Raw genomic sequence first — 18,379 nt, 5'->3', positions numbered from 1 at the left:
CCCCTCCCACACAGATCAAGCCCACCAACCCAACGAGTGGGAGTTCCCCGCCCCGACAATGCCGGACAATGGGCCCATGCCCTCCGCACTCCCCGACGGCGAAGCCGTCCCCGCCGACGGGGCCCTGCCCGAGACCGCGCTCAGCGGGCTCGGCCGGCGGCCCTTCGGCTTCTACGTCCACGTGCCGTACTGCGCGACCCGCTGCGGCTACTGCGACTTCAACACCTACACCGCGACCGAGCTGCGCTCCTCCGGGGCCGTCGCCTCGCAGGAGACCTACGCCGACAACCTGGTCGCCGAGATCCGGCAGGCCCGGCGGGTGCTCGGCGACGCCGAGCTGCCGGTCCGCACGGTCTTCCTCGGCGGCGGCACACCGACCCTGCTCCCGGCCCGCGACCTGGTCCGGATGCTGGCCGCGATCCGGGACGAGTTCGGCCTCGCCGACGACGCCGAGGTGACCACCGAGGCCAACCCGGAGTCGGTCGACCCGGCCTACCTGGCCGAGCTGCGCGAGGGCGGTTTCAACCGACTCAGCTTCGGCATGCAGAGCGTCCGCCCGCACGTCCTGGAACTGCTGGACCGGCGGCACACCCCGGGCCGGCCGCAGGCCTGCGTCGCCGAGGCCCGCGCGGCCGGCTTCGAGCACGTCAACCTGGACCTGATCTACGGCACCCCGGGGGAGAGCGACGACGACTGGCGCGCCTCGCTGGAGGCGGCGCTGGCGGCCGGTCCCGACCACGTCTCGGCCTACGCCCTGATCGTGGAGGAGGGGACGAAGCTGGCCGCGCGGATCCGCCGCGGCGAGCTCCCGATGACCGACGACGACGTCCACGCCGACCGCTACCTGATCGCCGAGGAGCTGCTCGGCGCGGCCGGGCTGCACTGGTACGAGGTCTCCAACTGGGCCACCGGCCCGGCCGCCCGCTGCCGCCACAACGAGCTGTACTGGACCGGCGCGGACTGGTGGGGCGCCGGCCCCGGCGCGCACAGCCACGTCGGCGGCGTCCGCTGGTGGAACGCCAAGCACCCGGCCGCGTACGCGCAGGCGCTGGCCGAGGGCCGTACCCCCGCCCAGGGGCGCGAGCGGCTGTCGGCGGAGGACCGCAGGGTCGAGCGCATCCTGCTGGAACTGCGGCTGGCCGACGGCTGCCCGCTGGAACTGCTGCACGAGACCGGCCGCAAGGCCGCGGACCGGGCCCTGGCCGACGGCCTGCTCGACCCCGGGCCCTACGCCGCGGGCCGGGCGGTGCTGACGCTGCGCGGCCGGCTGCTGGCCGACGCGGTGGTCCGCGACCTGGTCGACTAGCCGGGCCCCGTCGGCTTCGCCGGCCCGGACCCGCTAGCCCGGTGCGGTGACGAAGTCGATCAGTTCCTCGACCCGGCCGAGCAGCGCCGGGTCGAGGTCCTTGAAGGAGTCCACCGAGGCCAGGATGCGCTTCCAGGCGGCGGGAGTGTCCACCGGCCAGCCCAGCCTGCGGCAGACCCCCTCCTTCCACTCCTCGCCGCGCGGCACCTCCGGCCAGCCGGGGATGCCGACCGAGGACGGCTTCACCGCCGCCCAGACGTCGATGTAGGGGTGCCCGACCACCAGCACGTCCGCGCCGCCGACCTGCGCCGCGATCCGCGACTCCTTGGAGCCGGGGACCAGGTGGTCCACCAGCACCCCGAGCCGCCGTCCCGGCTCCGGCGCGAAGTCCTTCACGATCGCCGGGAGGTCGTCGATCCCCTCCAGGTACTCCACCACCACGCCCTCGATCCGCAGGTCGTCCCCCCAGACCCGCTCCACCAGCTCGGCGTCGTGCCGGCCCTCGACGTAGATCCGGCTGGGCAGCGCGACCCGGGCCCGCACGCCCTGCACCGCGACCGAGCCCGAGGCGGTGCGGGTGCGGGCGACCGGGACCGGCGGGGCGACCGAGCCGGGGCGGACCAGGGTGACCGGCTTGCCGTCCAGCAGGAAGCCGCTCGGGGTCATCGGAAAGACCCGGTGCCGACGGTGCCGGTCCTCCAACGTGACGGTGAAGCCCTCGGCGGTCTTCTCGCAGCGCACCACCGCGCCGCAGAATCCGGTGCCGACCTCCTCCACCACCAGATCCCGCTCGGCGGGCACCTCGGGCGCGGGAACCGAGCGCTTCCAGGGCGGGGTGAGGTCGGGGCCGTAGGAACGGGTCACAGGCCGGGCGCTCCCCAGACCGGGAACCAGCGGGTCAGGTCCTGCTCGACCCGCAGGTCGTTCCCGAGCATCGCCTTGATCTGCAGCTCCAGCGCGTTGTCACGCTTCTCGCCCGCGCCCGGTACCGGGGCGAACGGGTAGAAGGTGCCCCGCTTGTAGAGGTAGACCAGGGCCAGCGCCCGCCCCTGGTGGTCGCTGAAGTTGACCAGGGAGCACAGCAGTTGCGGGCCGAAGCCGGTGCTCTCCAGGGCCGAGTTCACCGCGTGCACGTCGTTGACCAGGGAGACGATGTCCTCGGCCGGCTGACGGGCGGTCAGCCAGGTGTAGCCGTAGGAGTCGCGGCTCGACTCGATCGGCACGCCCGCGCGTCCGGCGTCCGCGTCCAGCAGTGCCTGGACGTCCTGCTGGACCTGGGCGAAGGCGCCGCCCTCGACGGCGGAGAAGCAGACCGAGCCGGTGCCGGTCGGCCTGAAGTCGGCGGCGGCCTCCAGCGTGACCGCCGCCGAGGGCAGCCCGAACAGCTGGTCGAGGTCGGGTTTGACCGGCTTGGTGTGGCCGAGCAGGGCGTCCAGGAACCCCATGGGGTCACTCCTCGGTAGGCGTCGAACGGAGGAAGAGTCGAACGGAAGAAGAGAGGACGGAAGACTACGGGCCGGAGCCTACGGGCGGCCCAGCTCGGCGGAGATCCGGCCCAGCTGGTCCAGCCGCTGCTGCAGCGACGGGTGGGTGGACAGCATCTGGCTGGCCGCGGCCCGCGCGGAGACCGCAGGGGCGAAGTAGAAGGCGTTGAACGGCTGCGCCCGGCGCAGGTCCTCGGTCGGGATCGAGGCCATCTGCCCGCTCACCTTGGTCAGCGCCGAGGCCAGCGCCGAGGGGCGCCCGGTCAGCAGCGCGGCCGAGCGGTCGGCGGACAGCTCGCGGTAGCGGGACAGCAGCCGGGTCAGCAGGAAGCTGATGGTGTAGGCGACGGCGCTGACCGCGATCACGACCAGCAGCATCATCCCGGTGTTGTCGCCGTCCCGGTTGTCCCGGCTGCTGAAGCCGCCGAACAGGCCGGCCTGCAGCCCGACCCGGGTCAGCACACCGGTCAGCACGCCGAGGAAGCCGGCGATGGTCATCACCATCACGTCCCGGTGCGCCACGTGCGACAGCTCGTGCGCCAGGACGCCCTCCAGCTCCTCCGGCTCCAGCCGCCGCAGCAGCCCGGTGGTGACGCAGACCACGGCGTTCTTCTCGTTGCGGCCGGTGGCGAAGGCGTTGGGAATGTCACTCTGGGCGACCGCCACCTTGGGCTTCTGCATGTCGGCGAGGGCGCACAGCCGGTCGACCGTGCCGTGCAGCTCCGGATAGTCCTGGGCGGAGACCTCCCTGGCGCCCATGCTGAAGGCGGCGATCCGGTCGCTGAACCAGAACTGCGCGACGAACAGGCCGCCCGCGATGATCACGATGATCAGCCAGGCCCCCTTCAGGAACACCAGCAGCGCGCCCACGAAGACGACGTAGAGGAGGCCGATGAAGAACATCGTCAGCAGCATCCGGCTGGTGAGACCGCGGTCGGGTGCGAAGCGTGTTCGGGGCATGGTGCCACTCCTCAAGAAAGGACCTGTCCTGCAATTCTGCCTTGTAAGGCCTACCAACAGGTACGTACGGGACGGCTCCGGCGTTCCGGTGGCGTAGCCTCGCGGCTTACACTGGCCGAACAGGCGTTGGCACTCGTTCGGCCGGAGTGCCAGTCCGGATGCCAGTCCCAGTGCCAGTCCCCGAGGCAGGAGGTGCGTGGCCCGTGCATGAGGAGCGCAAGCTCGACGACCGCAAGCTGGCGGTGCTGCGCGCCATCGTCCAGGACTACGTCGGGACGGAGGAGCCGGTCGGTTCCAAGGCCCTGGTGGAACGGCACAACCTCGGCGTGTCGCCGGCCACGGTGCGTAACGACATGGCGACGCTGGAGGACGAGGGCTACATCCACCAGCCGCACACCAGCGCCGGGCGGGTGCCCACCGACAAGGGCTACCGGCTGTTCGTGGACCGGCTGACCGAGGTCAAGCCGTTGTCCGCGCCCGAGCGCCGGGCCATCGGCAGCTTCCTGGACCACGCGGTGGACCTGGACGACGTGGTGGCCCGCACGGTGCGGCTGCTGGCGCAGCTGACCCGGCAGGTCGCGGTAGTGCAGTACCCCTCGCTCTCCCGTTCGACCGTGCGGCACGTGGAGCTCGTCGCGTTGACGCCGACCCGGGTGATGCTGGTGCTGATCACCGACACCGGCCGGGTCGAGCAGCGGCTGATCGACTGCCCGGCCCCGGTCGGCGAGACGGTGCTCGCCGACCTCCGCAGCAGGCTCAACTCCCGGGCCGCGAACCAGCGGTTCGCCGAGGTGCCGACGCTGGTGCAGGACCTGCCCGAGGCGTTCGAACGCGAGGACCGGGGCTCCGTCACGGCGGTGCTGACCACGCTGTTCGAGGCGCTCGCGGAGCAGACCGAGGAGCGGATCGTGATCGGCGGCTCGGCCAACCTGACCCGCTTCCCGCACGACTTCCCGCTCACCATCGCCCCCGTGCTGGAGGCCCTGGAGGAGCAGGTGGTCCTGCTGAAGCTGCTCGGGGAGACCGCCGACGCGGGCATGATGGTCCGCATCGGCCACGAGAACGCCTACGAGGGGCTCAATTCCACGTCGGTCGTGTCGGTGGGCTACGGTTCGGGCGACGAGACCGTCGCCAAACTGGGGGTGCTCGGGCCGACGCGGATGGACTACCCGGGAACGATGGGCGCGGTCCGGGCGGTTGCACGGTACGTCGGCCAGATCCTGGCCGCGTCTTAGCCTTACAGCGGTGTCGGGAACGTCGGCGCGAATAGAAACAAGCGGAGCATTTTGGTGGCCACGGACTACTACGCGGTACTCGGCGTCCGGCGTGACGCGGGTCAGGACGAGATCAAGAAGGCGTTCCGCCGGCTGGCGAGAGAACTCCACCCTGATGTGAACCCCGACCCGAAGACCCAGGAGCGGTTCAAGGAGATCAACGCCGCCTACGAGGTCCTCTCCGACCCCAACAAGCGGCAGGTCTACGACCTCGGCGGCGATCCGCTGTCGGCGAACGGCGGCGGGGCGGGCCCCGGCGGCTTCGGCACCGGCGCGGGCTTCGGCTTCAGCGACATCATGGACGCCTTCTTCGGCGCGGCCGGCGGCGGGCAGCGCGGTCCGCGCTCGCGGACCCGGCGCGGCCAGGACGCGATGATCCGGATCGACATCGACCTCGAAGAGGCCGCGTTCGGCACCACCAAGGACATCCAGGTCGACACCGCCGTCGTCTGCACCACCTGCAACGGCGAGGGCGCGGCCCCCGGCACCTCCGCGCAGACCTGCGACATGTGCCGCGGACGCGGCGAGGTGTCCCAGGTCACCCGGTCCTTCCTGGGCCAGGTGATGACCTCGCGCCCGTGCCCGCAGTGCCAGGGCTTCGGCACGGTCGTGCCCACCCCCTGCCCGGAGTGCGCCGGCGACGGCCGGGTCCGCGCCCGGCGCACGCTGACCGTGAAGATCCCGGCCGGCGTGGACAACGGCACCCGGATCCAGCTCGCGGGCGAGGGCGAGGTCGGCCCCGGCGGTGGCCCGGCCGGCGACCTCTACGTCGAGATCAGCGAGAACCCGCACAAGGTGTTCCAGCGCCGCGGCGACGACCTGCACTGCACGGTGACCCTGCCGATGACGGCGGCGGCGCTGGGCACCAAGGTCCCGCTGGAGACCCTGGACGGGCAGGTCGAGATCGACGTCCGCCCCGGCACCCAGTCCGGGCAGTCCATCCCGCTGCACGGGCGCGGCATCACCCACCTGCGCGGCGGCGGTCGCGGCGACCTGATAGTGCACGTCGAGGTGCAGACGCCCGGGAAGCTCGACCCGGAGCAGGAGGAGCTGCTGCGGCGGCTCGCCGCGCTGCGCGGCGAGGAGCGTCCCAAGGGCACCTTCGAGCCGGGGCAGCAGGGGCTGTTCTCCCGGCTCAAGGACGCCTTCAACGGCCGCACATGACCGCGCCGGTCTTCGTGGCCGGTACGGCGGCGCTGGCCGCCGCCGTACCCGGCGCGCTGGTCCGGCTGGACGGCGCCGAGGGGCGGCACGCGGTCGCGGTGCGGCGGCTGGCCGTGGGCGAGCAGCTGGTGCTGACCGACGGCGAGGGGCTCGGGGTCTCCGGGACCGTCGCCGAGGTGGTCGGCAAGGAGGCGCTGGAGGTCCGGGTCGCCGAGGCGCTGGCCGAACCGGAGCCCACGCTGCGGGTGGTGGTGGTGCAGGCGCTGCCCAAGGGCGACCGCGGCGAGCTGGCGGTCGAGCTGATGACCGAGGTCGGCGTGGACCAGGTGGTCCCCTGGGCGGCCTCGCGCTGCATCACCCAGTGGAAGGGCGACCGGGGCCAGAAGGCGCTGGGCAAGTGGCGGGCCACCGCCCGGGAGGCCGGCAAGCAGTCCAGGCGGCTGCGCTTCCCGGTGGTCCGCGAGCCGATGAGCACCCGGCAGGTCGCCGAGCTGCTCTCCGGCGCGGCGCTGGGCGCGGTGCTGCACGAGGAGGGCGCGCTGCCGCTGGCCTCCGCCGGGCTGCCGGAGCAGGGCGAGCTGGTGCTGGTGGTCGGCCCCGAGGGCGGGGTCTCCCCGGACGAGCTGGCCCGCTTCGCCGAGGCCGGCGCGGCCCCGTACCGGCTCGGCTCCACGGTGCTGCGGACCTCCACCGCGGGGGTCGCCGCCGGGGCGCTGCTGCTGGGCCGGACCGGGCGCTGGGGCTAGCCGCCTACCAGCCGTCCGCTCCGGATCTGCTGCGAGCGGAATGGTGTGTCGCGCCGTCCGGGGTGGCGGCTAGGGTTGCCGGGTGACTGAAGCCGACAGCTACCTCCGGTACCCGCACATCCATGCTGACCTGGTCACCTTCGTGGCCGAGAACGATGTCTGGCTGGCCCCCGTGGAGGGCGGCCGGGCCTGGCGGGTGAGTGCGGACCAGGTGCCGGCGACCCGCCCGCGGATCTCCCCGGACGGCGCCCTGATCGCCTGGACCTCCACCCGTGACGGCGCCCCCGAGGTCCATGTCGCCCCGGTGGACGGCGGCCAGTCGCGCCGGCTGACGTACTGGGGCAGCGCGCAGACGGCGGTGCTCGGCTGGACCGCCGACGGCGAGGTGCTGGCGCTCAGCTCGGTCGGCCGGATGTCGCGGGCGCACCCCTGGGCCTTCGCGGTCCCGCTGGACGGCGGCCCGGCCCGGCGGCTGCCGTACGGCAGGGTCGGCGGGGTGGCGGCGGAGCCGGGCGGCGCCCGGGTGCTGCTCTCCAGCGCGGGGATGAGCCGCGAGCCGGCCTACTGGAAGCGCTACCGCGGCGGCACCGCGGGCAAGCTCTGGATCGGCGTCGAGGGCGACTTCGCCCGGGTGCACGCCGACGTGGACGGCAACATCGACTCGCCGATGTGGGTCGGGGGCGGGTCGGGCGGCAGGATCGCCTTCCTGAGCGACCACGACGGCGTCGGACGGCTCTGGTCCAGCCTGCCGGACGGCTCCGACCTGCGCCGGCACAGTGGGCAGGAGTTCTACGCCCGCAACGCGAGCACCGACGGCGCCCGGGTGGTCTACCACAGCGGCGGCGACCTGTTCCTGGTCGAGGACCTGGCCGGGGCCGAGCCGCGCCGGCTGGACGTCCGGCTCGGCGGCCCCCGGGTGAACCGGCAGCCGCGCCCGGTCCCGGCCGGACGCCACCTGGGCGCGGTCTCCCCGGACGAGGACGCCCGCTCCAGCGTGGTCGAGGTCCGCGGCACCATCCACCGGGTCACCCACCGGGACGGCCCCGTGCGCGCCCTCGCGGCCGTGCCCGGGGTGCGCAACCGGCTGCCGCTGGCGCTTCCTGACGGTGCGTCGGTGTGGGTCACCGACGCCGAGGGCGAGGACGGCCTGGAGTTCGCCGACGGCCGCCGGGTCGCCTTGGGGCGGCTGGGCCGGGTCGAGGAACTGGTCGCCTCCCCGGACGGCGCGCACCTCGCCGTGGCCAACCGGGACGGCCTGGTGCTGCTGGTCGCGGCTGCGGACGGCGCCGTCCGCGAGCTCGACCGCGGAACCAGCTCGCACGCCACCGACCTGGCCTTCTCCCCGGACTCGCAGTGGCTGGCCTGGTCGCACGCGCTGAGCGTCGAGGAGGTGCCGCGGCAGCTCCGGCTGGCCAGGATCGCCGACGGCACGGTCACCGAGCTGACCCCGCCGCGGTTCACCGACTACGCGCCGACCTTCACCGCCGACGGCAAGCACCTCGCCTTCCTGTCCATGCGCGACTTCGACCCGGTCTACGACGCGCATGTGTTCGACCTGTCGTTCCCGGTCGCCTGCCGCCCCTACCTGCTGACCCTGGCGGCGGACACCCTCTCGCCGTTCGGCCCGCAGCCGCAGGGCCGGGCCCTGGGCAAGGGCGACGACGACGCCAAGGACGACCCCAAGAAGGCCGACGACGACGCCGAGAAGGCCGAAGAGGGCGCCGACGGCGCCGAGGAGGCCCCGCGCACCCGGCTCGACCTGGACGGCCTGGCCGACCGGATCGTCCCGTTCCCGGTGCCCAGCGGCAACTACAGCAGCCTGCGCGCGGTCAAGGGCGGGGTGGTCTGGCTGGAGCACCCGACCGGCGGCGAGCTGGGCACCAGCAGGGCCACCCCGGAGGACGACGCCGAGCGCAGCAGCCTGGAGCGGTTCGACTTCGCCACCCGCAGGGCCGAGACCCTGGTGGACGAGCTGGACCGGTTCGAGGTCTCCGGCGACGGCTCCCGGCTGGCCGTGGTGGACCACGGCGAGCTGCGGATCGTCCCGGCCGACCACCGGGTCGGCAAGGACGAGCGGGACGACGCGGTCACCGTGGACCTCTCCCGGGTCCGGGTCACCGTGGACCCCGCCGCCGAGTGGCGGCAGATGTTCGACGAGACCGCCCGGCTGATGCGGGACAACTTCTGGCGCACCGACCTGGGCGGCCTGGACTGGCCCGCCGTGCAGCGCCGCTACCGCCCGCTGGTGGAGCGGCTCGGCAGCTACAGCGACCTGGTGGACCTGCTCTGGGAGCTCCAGGGCGAGCCCGGCACCTCGCACGCCTACGTCCAGCCGTCCGGCTACGGCGCGCCCGCCGCCCGCAGGCAGGGCATGCTCGGCGCGGACCTGGTCCGGGACGAGGCCGGGGTCTGGCGGGTGGCCCGGGTGCTGCCCGGCGAGTCCTCCGACCCGGCCGCCCGCTCGCCGCTGGGCGCCCCCGGGGTCGGGGTCAGGGCCGGCGAGTCGATCGTCGAGGTGGACGGCCACCCGGTCGACACCGTGTCAGGACCCGCGCCGCTGCTGGTCGGCACGGCCGGCAAGCCGGTCGAGCTGACCGTCGGCGCGGCCGACGACCCGTCCGCGCGCCGCACGGTGGTGGTGGTGCCGCTGGCCGACGAGGAGTCGCTGCGCTACCACGCCTGGGTCGCCGACCGCCGGGCCTATGTGCACGAGCGGTCCGCCGGGGCGCTCGGCTACCTGCACGTGCCGGACATGGTGGCCAACGGCTGGGCCCAGGTGCACCGCGACCTGCGCACCGAGATGGCCCGGGAGGGCCTGGTGGTGGACGTCCGGGAGAACCGCGGCGGGCACACCTCGCAGCTGATCATCGAGAAGCTGAACCGCCGGGTCATCGGCTGGGGCGTGGTCCGCGACTTCACCCCGCACAGCTACCCGGAGATCGCCCCGCGCGGCCCGCTGGTCTCGGTCGCCGACGAGTACTCCGGCTCGGACGGCGACATCGTCAACGCCGCGTTCCAGGCACTGAAGCTCGGCCCGGTGGTCGGCGTCAGGACCTGGGGCGGGGTGGTCGGCATCGACGGCCACTACTCCCTGGTGGACGGGACCGGGGTGACCCAGCCCCGCTTCTCGACCTGGATGGAGGGCTACGGCTGGGGCCTGGAGAACCACGGCGTCGACCCCGACGTGGTGGTGGTCTGCACCCCGCAGGACTGGGCCGCGGGCCGCGACCCGCAGCTGGACGAGGCGATCAGGATCGCCCTGGCCGCCCTGGCGGAGACCCCGGCGGCCAGTCCGCCGCCGGTCCCGCCGCTGTAACTGAGCGAATCGACGGGGCGGGTTGTCGCCGGGATCACACCTTCGCAACCCGCCCCGCACGGACCGCGTCCGGGCGGTTAGGGTCTGCCCATGGCAGATGAATCCCCGCTGATCCGCAGCCTCCGCGCCGCCGTCGAGGCGAGCCCGACCGATGTCACCCTGAGACTGCACCTGGCCGGACAGCTGCTGGAGGCGGGCGAGCCGCAGCAGGCGGTGGCGCAGGTCGCGGTGGCGCTGCAGTACGAGCCGGGGAGCACCGCCGCCCGCGAACTGATGCTCCGTTCGATGGGCCTGCCCACCGGCCCGACCGCCGAGCCGGGCCCCTTCGGCGAGCCCACCGGCTTCGGCGGGCCCGGGGCCTTCGGCGAGCCCACCGGCTTCGGCGAGCCCGCGGACGCCGCCGAGGAGGTCCCCGCCTCCGCTCCGCCGTTCGACTGGCGCAGCGCCGAGGAGCAGCTCAGCGACATCGCGCTGCCCCGCTTCGTCGAGCCCGCCACCGCCGACAGCGAGGACGACCCGGGCGACGCCTTCGTCTGGGACGTGGAGAGCAGCCACGTCGGCCTGGCCGACGTCGGCGGCATGACCGAGGTCAAGCAGCGGCTGGAGGCCGCCTTCCTGGCCCCGATGCGCAACCCCGAACTGCGGCGCCTCTACGGCAAGTCGCTCCGCGGCGGCCTGCTCCTGTACGGGCCGCCCGGCTGCGGCAAGACCTTCATCGCCCGTGCCGTCGCCGGGGAACTGGGCGCCAAGTTCCTCTCGGTCAGCCTCAGCGACGTGCTGGACATGTACATCGGCCAGTCCGAGCGCAATCTGCACGAGGTCTTCGCCGCCGCCCGCCGCAACTCCCCGTGCGTGGTCTTCCTGGACGAGATCGACGCCCTCGGCGGCAAGCGGCAGAGCATGCGCCACAACGCCATGCGCGGCACCGTGAACCAGCTGCTGACCGAGCTGGACGGGGCGCAGTCGGAGAACGAGGGCGTGTTCGTCCTCGCCGCCACCAACGCCCCCTGGGACGTGGACGCCGCGCTGCGCCGCCCCGGCCGCCTCGACCGGACCCTGCTGGTGCTGCCGCCGGACCTGGAGGCCCGCGCGGCGGTGCTGAAGTACCACCTGAGGGACCGTCCGATCGAGGGGGTGGACCTCGCCAAGCTGGCCAAGAAGACCGACGGCTACTCCGGCGCGGACCTGGCCCACCTCTGCGAGACCGCGGCCGAGGCCGCGCTGCTGGACTCGGCCGCCAGCGGGCAGGTCCGGATGATCGGCATGGCCGATCTGCTGACCGCCGCCAAGGAGGTCAAGCCCTCCATCGAGACCTGGTTCACCGCGGCCCGCAACGTCGCGCTGTTCGCCAACGACGGCGGCAGCTACGACGACCTGGTCGCCTACCTGAAGCGGACCCGGCGCCTGTGACGACCGACCACGACCCCACCGTCCGGGTCCGCCGCGCCCGCGCGCTGATGGACCTGGACCGGCACGCCCAGGCCAAGGCGCTGCTGGCGGAGGCCATCGCCGAGGACCCGTCCGACGCCGACGCCTGGTGCGCGCTGTCCCGCTGCTGCCACGGCCTGGACGACTACTCCGGCGCCCTGGACGCCGCCGAGCACGCCCTCACCGCGGCCCCGGAGCGGGCCCTGGGCTGGAGGATGCGCTCGCTCGCGCTGCTCGGGCTGAAGCGGCACGCCGAGGCCCGGGTCAGCGCGATGGAGTCGGTCCGGCTGGAACCCTGGTTCTGGTACGGCCACCTGCTGGTGGCCCAGGTCGAGGTGGCCGACACCGGCCCCGCGTTCAACGGCCCGACCGCCCGCGAGGCGGCCCGGCGGACCCTGCAGCTGGCCCCGGAGCGGGCCGCCTCGCACTACATCGCCGGCTGCGTGGCCGAGCGGCTGGACCAGGCCGCCGAGGCCGAGGCGGGCTACCGGGAGGCGCTGCGGATCGACCCGGAGCACCTCGGCGCCCGCAACAACCTGGCCCGGCTCGACATGGACCGGGGCAACCACCGCTCCGCCGCCGAGGGCTTCGCCGCCGTCGCCGCGGCCGACCGCGGCACCGGCGTCGGCACCCACAACCTGACCGTGGTGGCGACCCAGCTGATCTCCAAGGCCCGCTGGGTCTCGGTCGCGGTGCTGCTGCTGACCGACCTCGGCATCGTCTCCACCGACGCCGGGATCGGCCCGTACGCCCGGATCGGCCTGCTGGTGCTGCTGGTGCTGGGCTGGGGCGCCTGGCTGCTCTGGGCCGCCCGGCAGCTCCCGGCCCGGCTGCGGATGCCGCTGCTGCGGACCGTACGGGGCAGCCTGGCGGTGCGCTTCTCCTTCCTCGGCGTGGCCGCGTTCACCCTGGCCGCGTTGGCGCTGCTGCTGGTCCCGCCGCTGGACCGGCACCTCAACCTGGTGGTGGTCACCGCCTTCGTGCTGCAGATCGGCGCGTTCCAGGCGGCCCAGTCCGCCTCCCGGCGTGCCTCCAGGGAGACCTAGGATGGTGCTGGTAGGCCGTCCAGCAGCGAGGAGATGACGACGTGTCGGGTGAACCGCAGGCTGACTGCCTGTTCTGCAGGATCGTGGCGGGGGAGATCCCGGCGACGGTGGTCCGGGAGACCGGGACCACCCTGGCCTTCCGCGACATCGCCCCGCAGGCCCCGACCCACGTCCTGGTGGTGCCCAAGGCGCACTACCCGGACGCCGCCGCCCTGGCCGGCGCCGACCCGGCGCTGGCCGGCGCGCTGCTGGCCGAGGCCGGACGGGTCGCCGAGGACGAGAAGGTGGCCGAGTCGGCCGGGGGCGCCGGCTACCGGTTGATCTTCAACACCGGCGCGGGGGCCGGGCAGACCGTGTTCCACGCCCATGTGCACGTCCTCGGCGGCGGGCACGGGCTGCGCGAGAAGCTGGTCTGAGCTCCGGCCGTGCAACGCGAACTGGTGGTGCTCGGGACGGCCAGCCAGGTGCCGACCCGGCACCGCAACCACAACGGCTACCTGCTGCTCTGGGACGGCGAGGGGCTGCTGTTCGACCCGGGCGAGGGCACCCAGCGGCAGCTGCTGCACGCGGGCGTCAGCGCGTCCGCGATCACCCGGATCTGCGTCACCCACTTCCACGGCGACCACTGCCTGGGCCTGCCCGGCGTCATCCAGCGGATCAACCTGGACCGGCCGCCGCACCCGGTGAGCGCCTACTACCCGGCCTCCGGCCAGGAGTTCTTCGACCGGCTGCACCACGCCAGCGTCTTCCACGAGACGGTGGAGCTGCGCCCCGAGCCGGTCACCGGGACCGGTGAGCTCAAGACCGCGGGCGCGCCGTTCACGCTGACCGCGGCCCGGCTCTCGCACCCGGTCGAGTCCTTCGGCTACCGGCTCACCGAGCCGGACGGCCGCCGGCTCCGCCCCGACCTGCTGGCCGCCCGCGGCATCGCCGGACCGGCCGTCGGCCTGCTCCAGCGCGAGGGGGCGCTGACCCTGGACGACGGCTCCACGGTGACCCTGGAGCAGGTCAGCGATCCGCGTCCGGGCCAGAGCGCGGCCTTCGTGATGGACACCCGGCTCTGCGAGGGCGTGGCGCGGCTCGCCGAAGGGGTGGACCTGCTGGTCATCGAGGCGACCTTCCTGGAGGCGGACGCGCACCTGGCCCGCGACCACGGCCACCTCACCGCCGCCGAGGCCGCCCGTACCGCCGCCGAGGCCGGGGTGCGGAAGCTGGTGCTCACCCACTTCTCGCAGCGCTACCCGGACACCGCGGCGCACCTGGCCGAGGCCCGGCGGCACTTCGACGGCGAGACCGTCGCCGCCGCGGACCTGGCCCGGATCCCGGTACCGGCCAGGGCCGCCCCCGCCGGAAATTGACTGGCGGCACGGCCCGCACTGGCGGAGCATCATGCATTCCAGCACCACCGTCCGTCGTACCCTTGTCTCACCACGGACCCGACAGTGATTGGGAAGAGGCAGGCCACAGAGCCGACCCATGACATCCACGAAACCGCGCGCCGAGCAGGTGCCCGCACAGCCCCAGGCGAAGATCGTCATTCCGGAGAAGCACCCCATGGTGACCGTCCTGGGCACCGGGGACTCACTGCTGAAGGTGATCGAGAAGGCGTTCCCCAACCTGGACATCCACGCCAGGGGCAACGAGATCACCGCCACCGGCGACCGCGTCGCCATCGCCCTGGTGCAGCGCCTGTTCGACGAGATGATGCTGGTGCTGCGCACCGGCCAGCCCCTGACCGAGGACTCCGTGGAGCGTTCCATCGCCATGCTGCGCAAGGCCGCCGAGGACCCGACCAGCCCCGAGGGCTCGCAGAGCCCCTCGTCGGTGTTCACCGCCAACATCCTGTCCAGCCGGGGCCGCTCGATCCGCCCCAAGACGCTGAACCAGCAGACCTACGTCGACGCCATCGACCGGCACACCATCGTCTTCGGCATCGGCCCGGCCGGCACCGGCAAGACCTACCTGGCGATGGCCAAGGCGGTCCAGGCGCTGCAGTCCAAGCAGGTCTCCCGGATCATCCTGACCCGCCCCGCGGTCGAGGCGGGCGAACGCCTGGGCTTCCTCCCCGGCACCCTCTACGAGAAGATCGACCCCTACCTGCGCCCGCTCTACGACGCCCTGCACGACATGATCGACCCCGACTCCATCCCCCGCCTGATGGCCGCGGGCACCATCGAGGTCGCCCCGCTGGCTTATATGCGGGGCCGCGCCCAACCGGTCTTCACCAAGGTGCTGACACCCGAGGGCTTCCGCCCGATCGGCGACCTCCAGGTCGGCGACCTGGTCATCGGCTCCAACGGTGAGCCGACCCCGGTGCTGGGTGTCTACCCGCAGGGCGAGAAGGACATCTACCGGGTCACCGCCCAGGACGGCTCCTGGACGCTGTGCTGCGGCGAGCACCTGTGGACGGTGCGCACCGCCTCCGACCGCCGCCGGAACAAGCCGTGGCGGGTCCTGGAGACCAAGGAGATGATCGGGAACCTCCGCGCCGCCCATGCCCGGCGCTACGAGCTGCCGATGCTGACCGGCCCGGTCTGCCACCCGGAGCGCGAGGTCCCGATGGACCCCTACGCCCTGGGCCTGCTGCTCGGCGACGGTTGCCTGACCGGCCGCACCACGCCCGCCTTCGCCACCGCCGACCCGGAGTTGGCGATGGCGCTGGAGGCGGCCCTGCCGGGGATCGAGGTGCGCTGGAAGAGCGGCCCCGACTACACCCTGGGCCGGACCAGGACGGCCGGCAGCCCGGTGACGACGGTCAACCCGGTCACCGCGGTGATGCGTTCGCTCGACCTCCACGGCGCGCGCTCGCACACCAAGTTCGTGCCCGAGGAGTACCTGAACAACTCCGCCGACGTCCGGCTGGCCGTCCTCCAGGGACTGCTGGACTCGGACGGCGGCCCGGTCACCCAGGCCGACCGCAGCTGTCGGATCCAGTACACGACCACGTCGATCCTGCTCCGGGACGACGTCGTCGCGCTGGTCCAGTCGCTGGGCGGGGTCGCCTACACCCGCCGCCGGGCGGCGCTGGGACGGAAGCCGGGGCTGGCCAAGGGCCGCCCGGTCTACCACCGCCGGGACGCGCACACCATCGACATCCGGCTCCCGGAGGGCGTCGAGCCGTTCCGGCTCCGGCGGAAGCTCGACACCTACCGCGCCGCCGGCGGCGGTGGCCGGCCGATGCGCTTCATCGACAGCATCGAACCGGCCGGGCGGGAGGAGGCGGTGTGCATCCAGGTCGCCGCCGCGGACTCGCTCTACGTCACCGAGAACTACCTGCTGACGCACAACACGCTCAATGACGCGTTCATCATTCTGGACGAGGCGCAGAACACCAGTGCCGAGCAGATGAAGATGTTCCTGACCCGGCTCGGGTTCAACTCGAAGATCGTGGTCACCGGTGACGTCACCCAGATCGACCTGCCGGGCGGCACGGTCAGCGGGCTGAAGATCGTCCAGGAGATTCTGGCCGACGTCGAGGACATCAATTTCAGCCGTCTGACCAGCCAGGACGTGGTCCGCCACAAGCTGGTCGGCCGCATTGTGGACGCCTACGGGCAGTACGATGCCGCGCACGAGGCAGCCAAGCCCGGCAAGCCCCGACGTACCGAAAGCTGAGAACCACACCCCTCATGTCGATCGACATCAACAACGAGTCCGGCACGGAGGTGGACGAGCAGGCGATCCTGGACATCGCCCGCTTCGCCCTGGACCGGATGCGCATCCACCCGCTCTCCGAGCTGTCCGTGATCGTCGTGGACGCGGAGGCGATGGAGGCGCTGCACCTCCAGTGGATGGACGAGCCCGGACCGACCGACGTGATGTCCTTCCCGATGGACGAGCTGCGTCCCGGCAAGGAGGACGAGGAGCTGCCGCAGGGCCTGCTCGGCGACATCGTGCTCTGCCCCGAGGTCGCCGAGCGCCAGGGCAGGGCCAACGGCCACTCCATGGACGCCGAGCTGCAGCTGCTCACCGTGCACGGGGTGCTGCACGTGCTCGGGTACGACCACGAGGACCCGGACGAGGAGCGTGCGATGTTCGGGCTGCAGAAGCGGATCCTGGACGACTGGCGGGCCGCGCGCGGCGATACCGGGCCCTCACCGGCCCCCACCACCCGATGAGCGGCAGTAGTACCGGCTTCCTCGTCCTCGCCGTCCTGCTCGTGATCATCGCGTGGCTGGCGGCGTGTGCGGAGGCGGGCATCTCCCGGGTGTCCCGCTTCCGCGCCGAGGAGGCCGTCCGGCACGGCCGGCGCGGGGCGCAGCGGATGCTGACCCTGGCCGAGGACCCGATCCGCTACCTCAACCTGGCCACGCTGATCCGGGTGACCTGCGAGATGGCCTCGGCCGTCCTGGTGACCGTGGTCAGCATGCGCTCGTTCCAGGAGACCTGGGCCGCGCTGCTGGTCGCCATCGGCGCGATGGTGCTGGTCTCGTACGTGGCCGTGGGCGTCTCGCCGCGGACCATCGGCCGCCAGCATCCGATGAACGTGTCCACCGCCGCGTCGGTGGTGCTGCTGCCGCTGAACCGGATCCTCGGCCCGATCCCGCGGCTGCTGATCCTGCTGGGCAACGCGCTGACCCCGGGCAAGGGCTTCCGCGAGGGCCCGTTCGCGTCCGAGGCGGAGCTGCGCGCGCTGGTCGACCTGGCCGAGAAGGACTCGCTGATCGAGGACGACGAGCGCCGGATGGTGCACTCGGTGTTCGAGCTGGGCGACACCATCGTCCGCGAGGTGATGGTGCCGCGCACCGACCTGGTGATGGTCGAGCGGGAGAAGACGGTCCGTCAGGCGCTGACGCTGGCGCTGCGCAGCGGCTTCTCCCGGATGCCGGTGGTCGGCGACAACGAGGACGACGTGGTCGGCATCGTCTACCTGAAGGACCTGGTCCGGCGCACCCATGTGAACCGCGAGGCGGAGGCCGACCCGGTCGGCGGGGTGATGCGGCAGGCGACCTACGTCCCGGACAGCAAGCCGGTGGCCGACCTGCTGCGGGAGATGCAGCGGGACCGGATCCACGTCGCCGTGGTCATCGACGAGTACGGCGGCACGGCCGGACTGGTCACCATCGAGGACATCCTGGAGGAGATCGTCGGCGAGATCACCGACGAGTACGACCGGGAGTCCCCGCCGGTGGAGCCGCTGGGCGACGGCTCGTTCCGGATCACCGCGCGGCTGCCGGTGGGGGAGCTGGGCGAGCTGTTCGGCATCGAGCTGGAGGACGAGGACGTCGAGACCGCCGGCGGGCTGCTGGCGAAGGCCCTGGGCCGGGTGCCGATCCCCGGCTCGGACATCGAGGTCCCGGTCGCCGAGGAGGAGGAGCTGCCGCTGCGGGCGATCCGGCTCACCGCGGAGAGCACGGCGGGGCGCCGCAACCGGATCGGCACCCTGCTGGCCGAGCCGGTGCTGCGCCGCCGCCGCGGCGAGGACGAGGACGAGCCGGAACGCCCGGAGTCGGACTGAGGGCAGCCCGCCGCGCGACGTCGTGGCGGGCGCGGTGGGCGGCGCGGCGCGGGCGGTGGACGACGGGCCGCGGGCGGCGGGACGCCGGAGGTGGCGGATCCCTGCGGCGGCGGGCTCCGGGTGGTCCGATCCTTGCAGCGACCGGCGGACCGGGCGGGTGCGAGCGAGGATGGAACTCCCTTCCGGATTCCGGACGT

At 73.1% G+C, this 18,379-nt stretch carries 15 protein-coding genes; 12 read left to right on the top strand and 3 right to left on the bottom strand.

All coding sequences use genetic code 11. The annotated features are described in order from the left end of the window. The first annotated feature begins 76 nt into the window (after window positions 1-76). Window positions 77-1,306 carry a radical SAM family heme chaperone HemW gene (gene hemW, locus ACEZDE_RS07310; protein ID WP_380533690.1) on the top strand — a complete coding sequence of 410 codons (1,230 nt, stop codon included), beginning with the start codon at window positions 77-79 and terminating at the stop codon, window positions 1,304-1,306. Window positions 1,307-1,339: 33 nt separating this feature from the next. Here hemW and ACEZDE_RS07305 read toward each other — a convergent pair whose 3' ends face one another. The 3 genes from ACEZDE_RS07305 to htpX all read right to left on the bottom strand — a co-directional run bounded on the left by ACEZDE_RS07305 (window position 1,340) and on the right by htpX (window position 3,750). Next, window positions 1,340-2,170: a DUF3097 domain-containing protein gene (locus tag ACEZDE_RS07305; RefSeq protein ID WP_380533689.1), complete on the bottom strand. Its 831-nt coding sequence runs from the start codon at window positions 2,168-2,170 to the stop codon at window positions 1,340-1,342. After that, window positions 2,167-2,751 (bottom strand): PspA-associated protein PspAB, encoded by a 585-nt coding sequence (gene pspAB / locus ACEZDE_RS07300; protein ID WP_380533687.1) that lies wholly within the window; start codon window positions 2,749-2,751, stop codon window positions 2,167-2,169. Before pspAB ends, ACEZDE_RS07305 begins: the two co-directional genes overlap by 4 nt. Before the next feature lie 78 nt (window positions 2,752-2,829). Beyond that, window positions 2,830-3,750, bottom strand: a complete 921-nt coding sequence (htpX, locus tag ACEZDE_RS07295) for a zinc metalloprotease HtpX (protein ID WP_380533686.1) — start codon at window positions 3,748-3,750, stop codon at window positions 2,830-2,832. 203 nt (window positions 3,751-3,953) lie between these two features. On the opposite strand from htpX, the gene hrcA reads away from it, so the two are divergent. The 11 genes from hrcA to ACEZDE_RS07240 all read left to right on the top strand — a co-directional run bounded on the left by hrcA (window position 3,954) and on the right by ACEZDE_RS07240 (window position 18,182). Continuing rightward, complete coding sequence (hrcA, locus tag ACEZDE_RS07290) at window positions 3,954-4,985, top strand: heat-inducible transcriptional repressor HrcA (RefSeq protein ID WP_380533684.1); 1,032 nt, start codon at window positions 3,954-3,956, stop codon at window positions 4,983-4,985. Between the two features lie 54 nt (window positions 4,986-5,039). Then, on the top strand, window positions 5,040-6,188 hold the full coding sequence (gene dnaJ / locus ACEZDE_RS07285) for a molecular chaperone DnaJ (protein WP_380533682.1): 1,149 nt from the start codon (window positions 5,040-5,042) through the stop codon (window positions 6,186-6,188). Further along, window positions 6,185-6,934 carry a 16S rRNA (uracil(1498)-N(3))-methyltransferase gene (locus ACEZDE_RS07280; protein ID WP_380533681.1) on the top strand — a complete coding sequence of 250 codons (750 nt, stop codon included), beginning with the start codon at window positions 6,185-6,187 and terminating at the stop codon, window positions 6,932-6,934. Before dnaJ ends, ACEZDE_RS07280 begins: the two co-directional genes overlap by 4 nt. Before the next feature lie 82 nt (window positions 6,935-7,016). Beyond that, window positions 7,017-10,250 carry a S41 family peptidase gene (locus ACEZDE_RS07275; RefSeq protein ID WP_380533679.1) on the top strand — a complete coding sequence of 1,078 codons (3,234 nt, stop codon included), beginning with the start codon at window positions 7,017-7,019 and terminating at the stop codon, window positions 10,248-10,250. Window positions 10,251-10,340: 90 nt separating this feature from the next. Continuing rightward, window positions 10,341-11,660, top strand: coding sequence for an ATP-binding protein (locus ACEZDE_RS07270; protein ID WP_380533678.1), 1,320 nt, complete (start codon window positions 10,341-10,343; stop codon window positions 11,658-11,660). Then, window positions 11,657-12,724 carry a tetratricopeptide repeat protein gene (locus tag ACEZDE_RS07265; RefSeq protein ID WP_380533676.1) on the top strand — a complete coding sequence of 356 codons (1,068 nt, stop codon included), beginning with the start codon at window positions 11,657-11,659 and terminating at the stop codon, window positions 12,722-12,724. The genes ACEZDE_RS07270 and ACEZDE_RS07265 overlap by 4 nt, the downstream gene beginning before the upstream one ends. 41 nt (window positions 12,725-12,765) lie before the next feature. Next, window positions 12,766-13,140, top strand: coding sequence for an HIT domain-containing protein (locus ACEZDE_RS07260; protein WP_380533674.1), 375 nt, complete (start codon window positions 12,766-12,768; stop codon window positions 13,138-13,140). A 9-nt stretch (window positions 13,141-13,149) separates the two neighbouring features. Continuing rightward, window positions 13,150-14,082: a ribonuclease Z gene (locus ACEZDE_RS07255; RefSeq protein WP_380533672.1), complete on the top strand. Its 933-nt coding sequence runs from the start codon at window positions 13,150-13,152 to the stop codon at window positions 14,080-14,082. Between the two features lie 196 nt (window positions 14,083-14,278). Continuing rightward, window positions 14,279-16,339, top strand: a complete 2,061-nt coding sequence (locus ACEZDE_RS07250) for a PhoH family protein (RefSeq protein WP_380533977.1) — start codon at window positions 14,279-14,281, stop codon at window positions 16,337-16,339. A 14-nt stretch (window positions 16,340-16,353) separates the two neighbouring features. Then, a complete protein-coding gene (ybeY, locus tag ACEZDE_RS07245; protein ID WP_380533670.1) occupies window positions 16,354-16,842 on the top strand; it encodes an rRNA maturation RNase YbeY in 489 nt (162 codons plus the stop codon). Continuing rightward, on the top strand, window positions 16,839-18,182 hold the full coding sequence (locus ACEZDE_RS07240; protein WP_380533668.1) for a hemolysin family protein: 1,344 nt from the start codon (window positions 16,839-16,841) through the stop codon (window positions 18,180-18,182). Before ybeY ends, ACEZDE_RS07240 begins: the two co-directional genes overlap by 4 nt. The last annotated feature ends 197 nt before the right edge of the window (window positions 18,183-18,379 follow it).

Origin of the sequence: Streptacidiphilus cavernicola, assembly GCF_042510955.1 — a bacterium.
Classification (GTDB): Bacteria; Actinomycetota; Actinomycetes; order Streptomycetales; family Streptomycetaceae; genus Streptacidiphilus; species Streptacidiphilus cavernicola.
This window is presented reverse-complemented; position numbering and strand designations above follow the sequence as displayed.

Excerpts from the sequence above, each read along its gene's own strand:
- hemW (WP_380533690.1), top strand. The coding sequence starts at position 77 with ATGCCCTCCGCACTCCCCGACGGCGAAGCCGTCCCCGCCGACGGGGCC.
- pspAB (WP_380533687.1), bottom strand. The coding sequence starts at position 2,751 with ATGGGGTTCCTGGACGCCCTGCTCGGCCACACCAAGCCGGTCAAACCC.
- htpX (WP_380533686.1), bottom strand. The coding sequence starts at position 3,750 with ATGCCCCGAACACGCTTCGCACCCGACCGCGGTCTCACCAGCCGGATG.
- ACEZDE_RS07280 (WP_380533681.1), top strand. The coding sequence starts at position 6,185 with ATGACCGCGCCGGTCTTCGTGGCCGGTACGGCGGCGCTGGCCGCCGCC.
- ACEZDE_RS07270 (WP_380533678.1), top strand. The coding sequence starts at position 10,341 with ATGGCAGATGAATCCCCGCTGATCCGCAGCCTCCGCGCCGCCGTCGAG.
- ACEZDE_RS07250 (WP_380533977.1), top strand. The coding sequence starts at position 14,279 with ATGGTGACCGTCCTGGGCACCGGGGACTCACTGCTGAAGGTGATCGAG.
- ybeY (WP_380533670.1), top strand. The coding sequence starts at position 16,354 with ATGTCGATCGACATCAACAACGAGTCCGGCACGGAGGTGGACGAGCAG.
- ACEZDE_RS07240 (WP_380533668.1), top strand. The coding sequence starts at position 16,839 with ATGAGCGGCAGTAGTACCGGCTTCCTCGTCCTCGCCGTCCTGCTCGTG.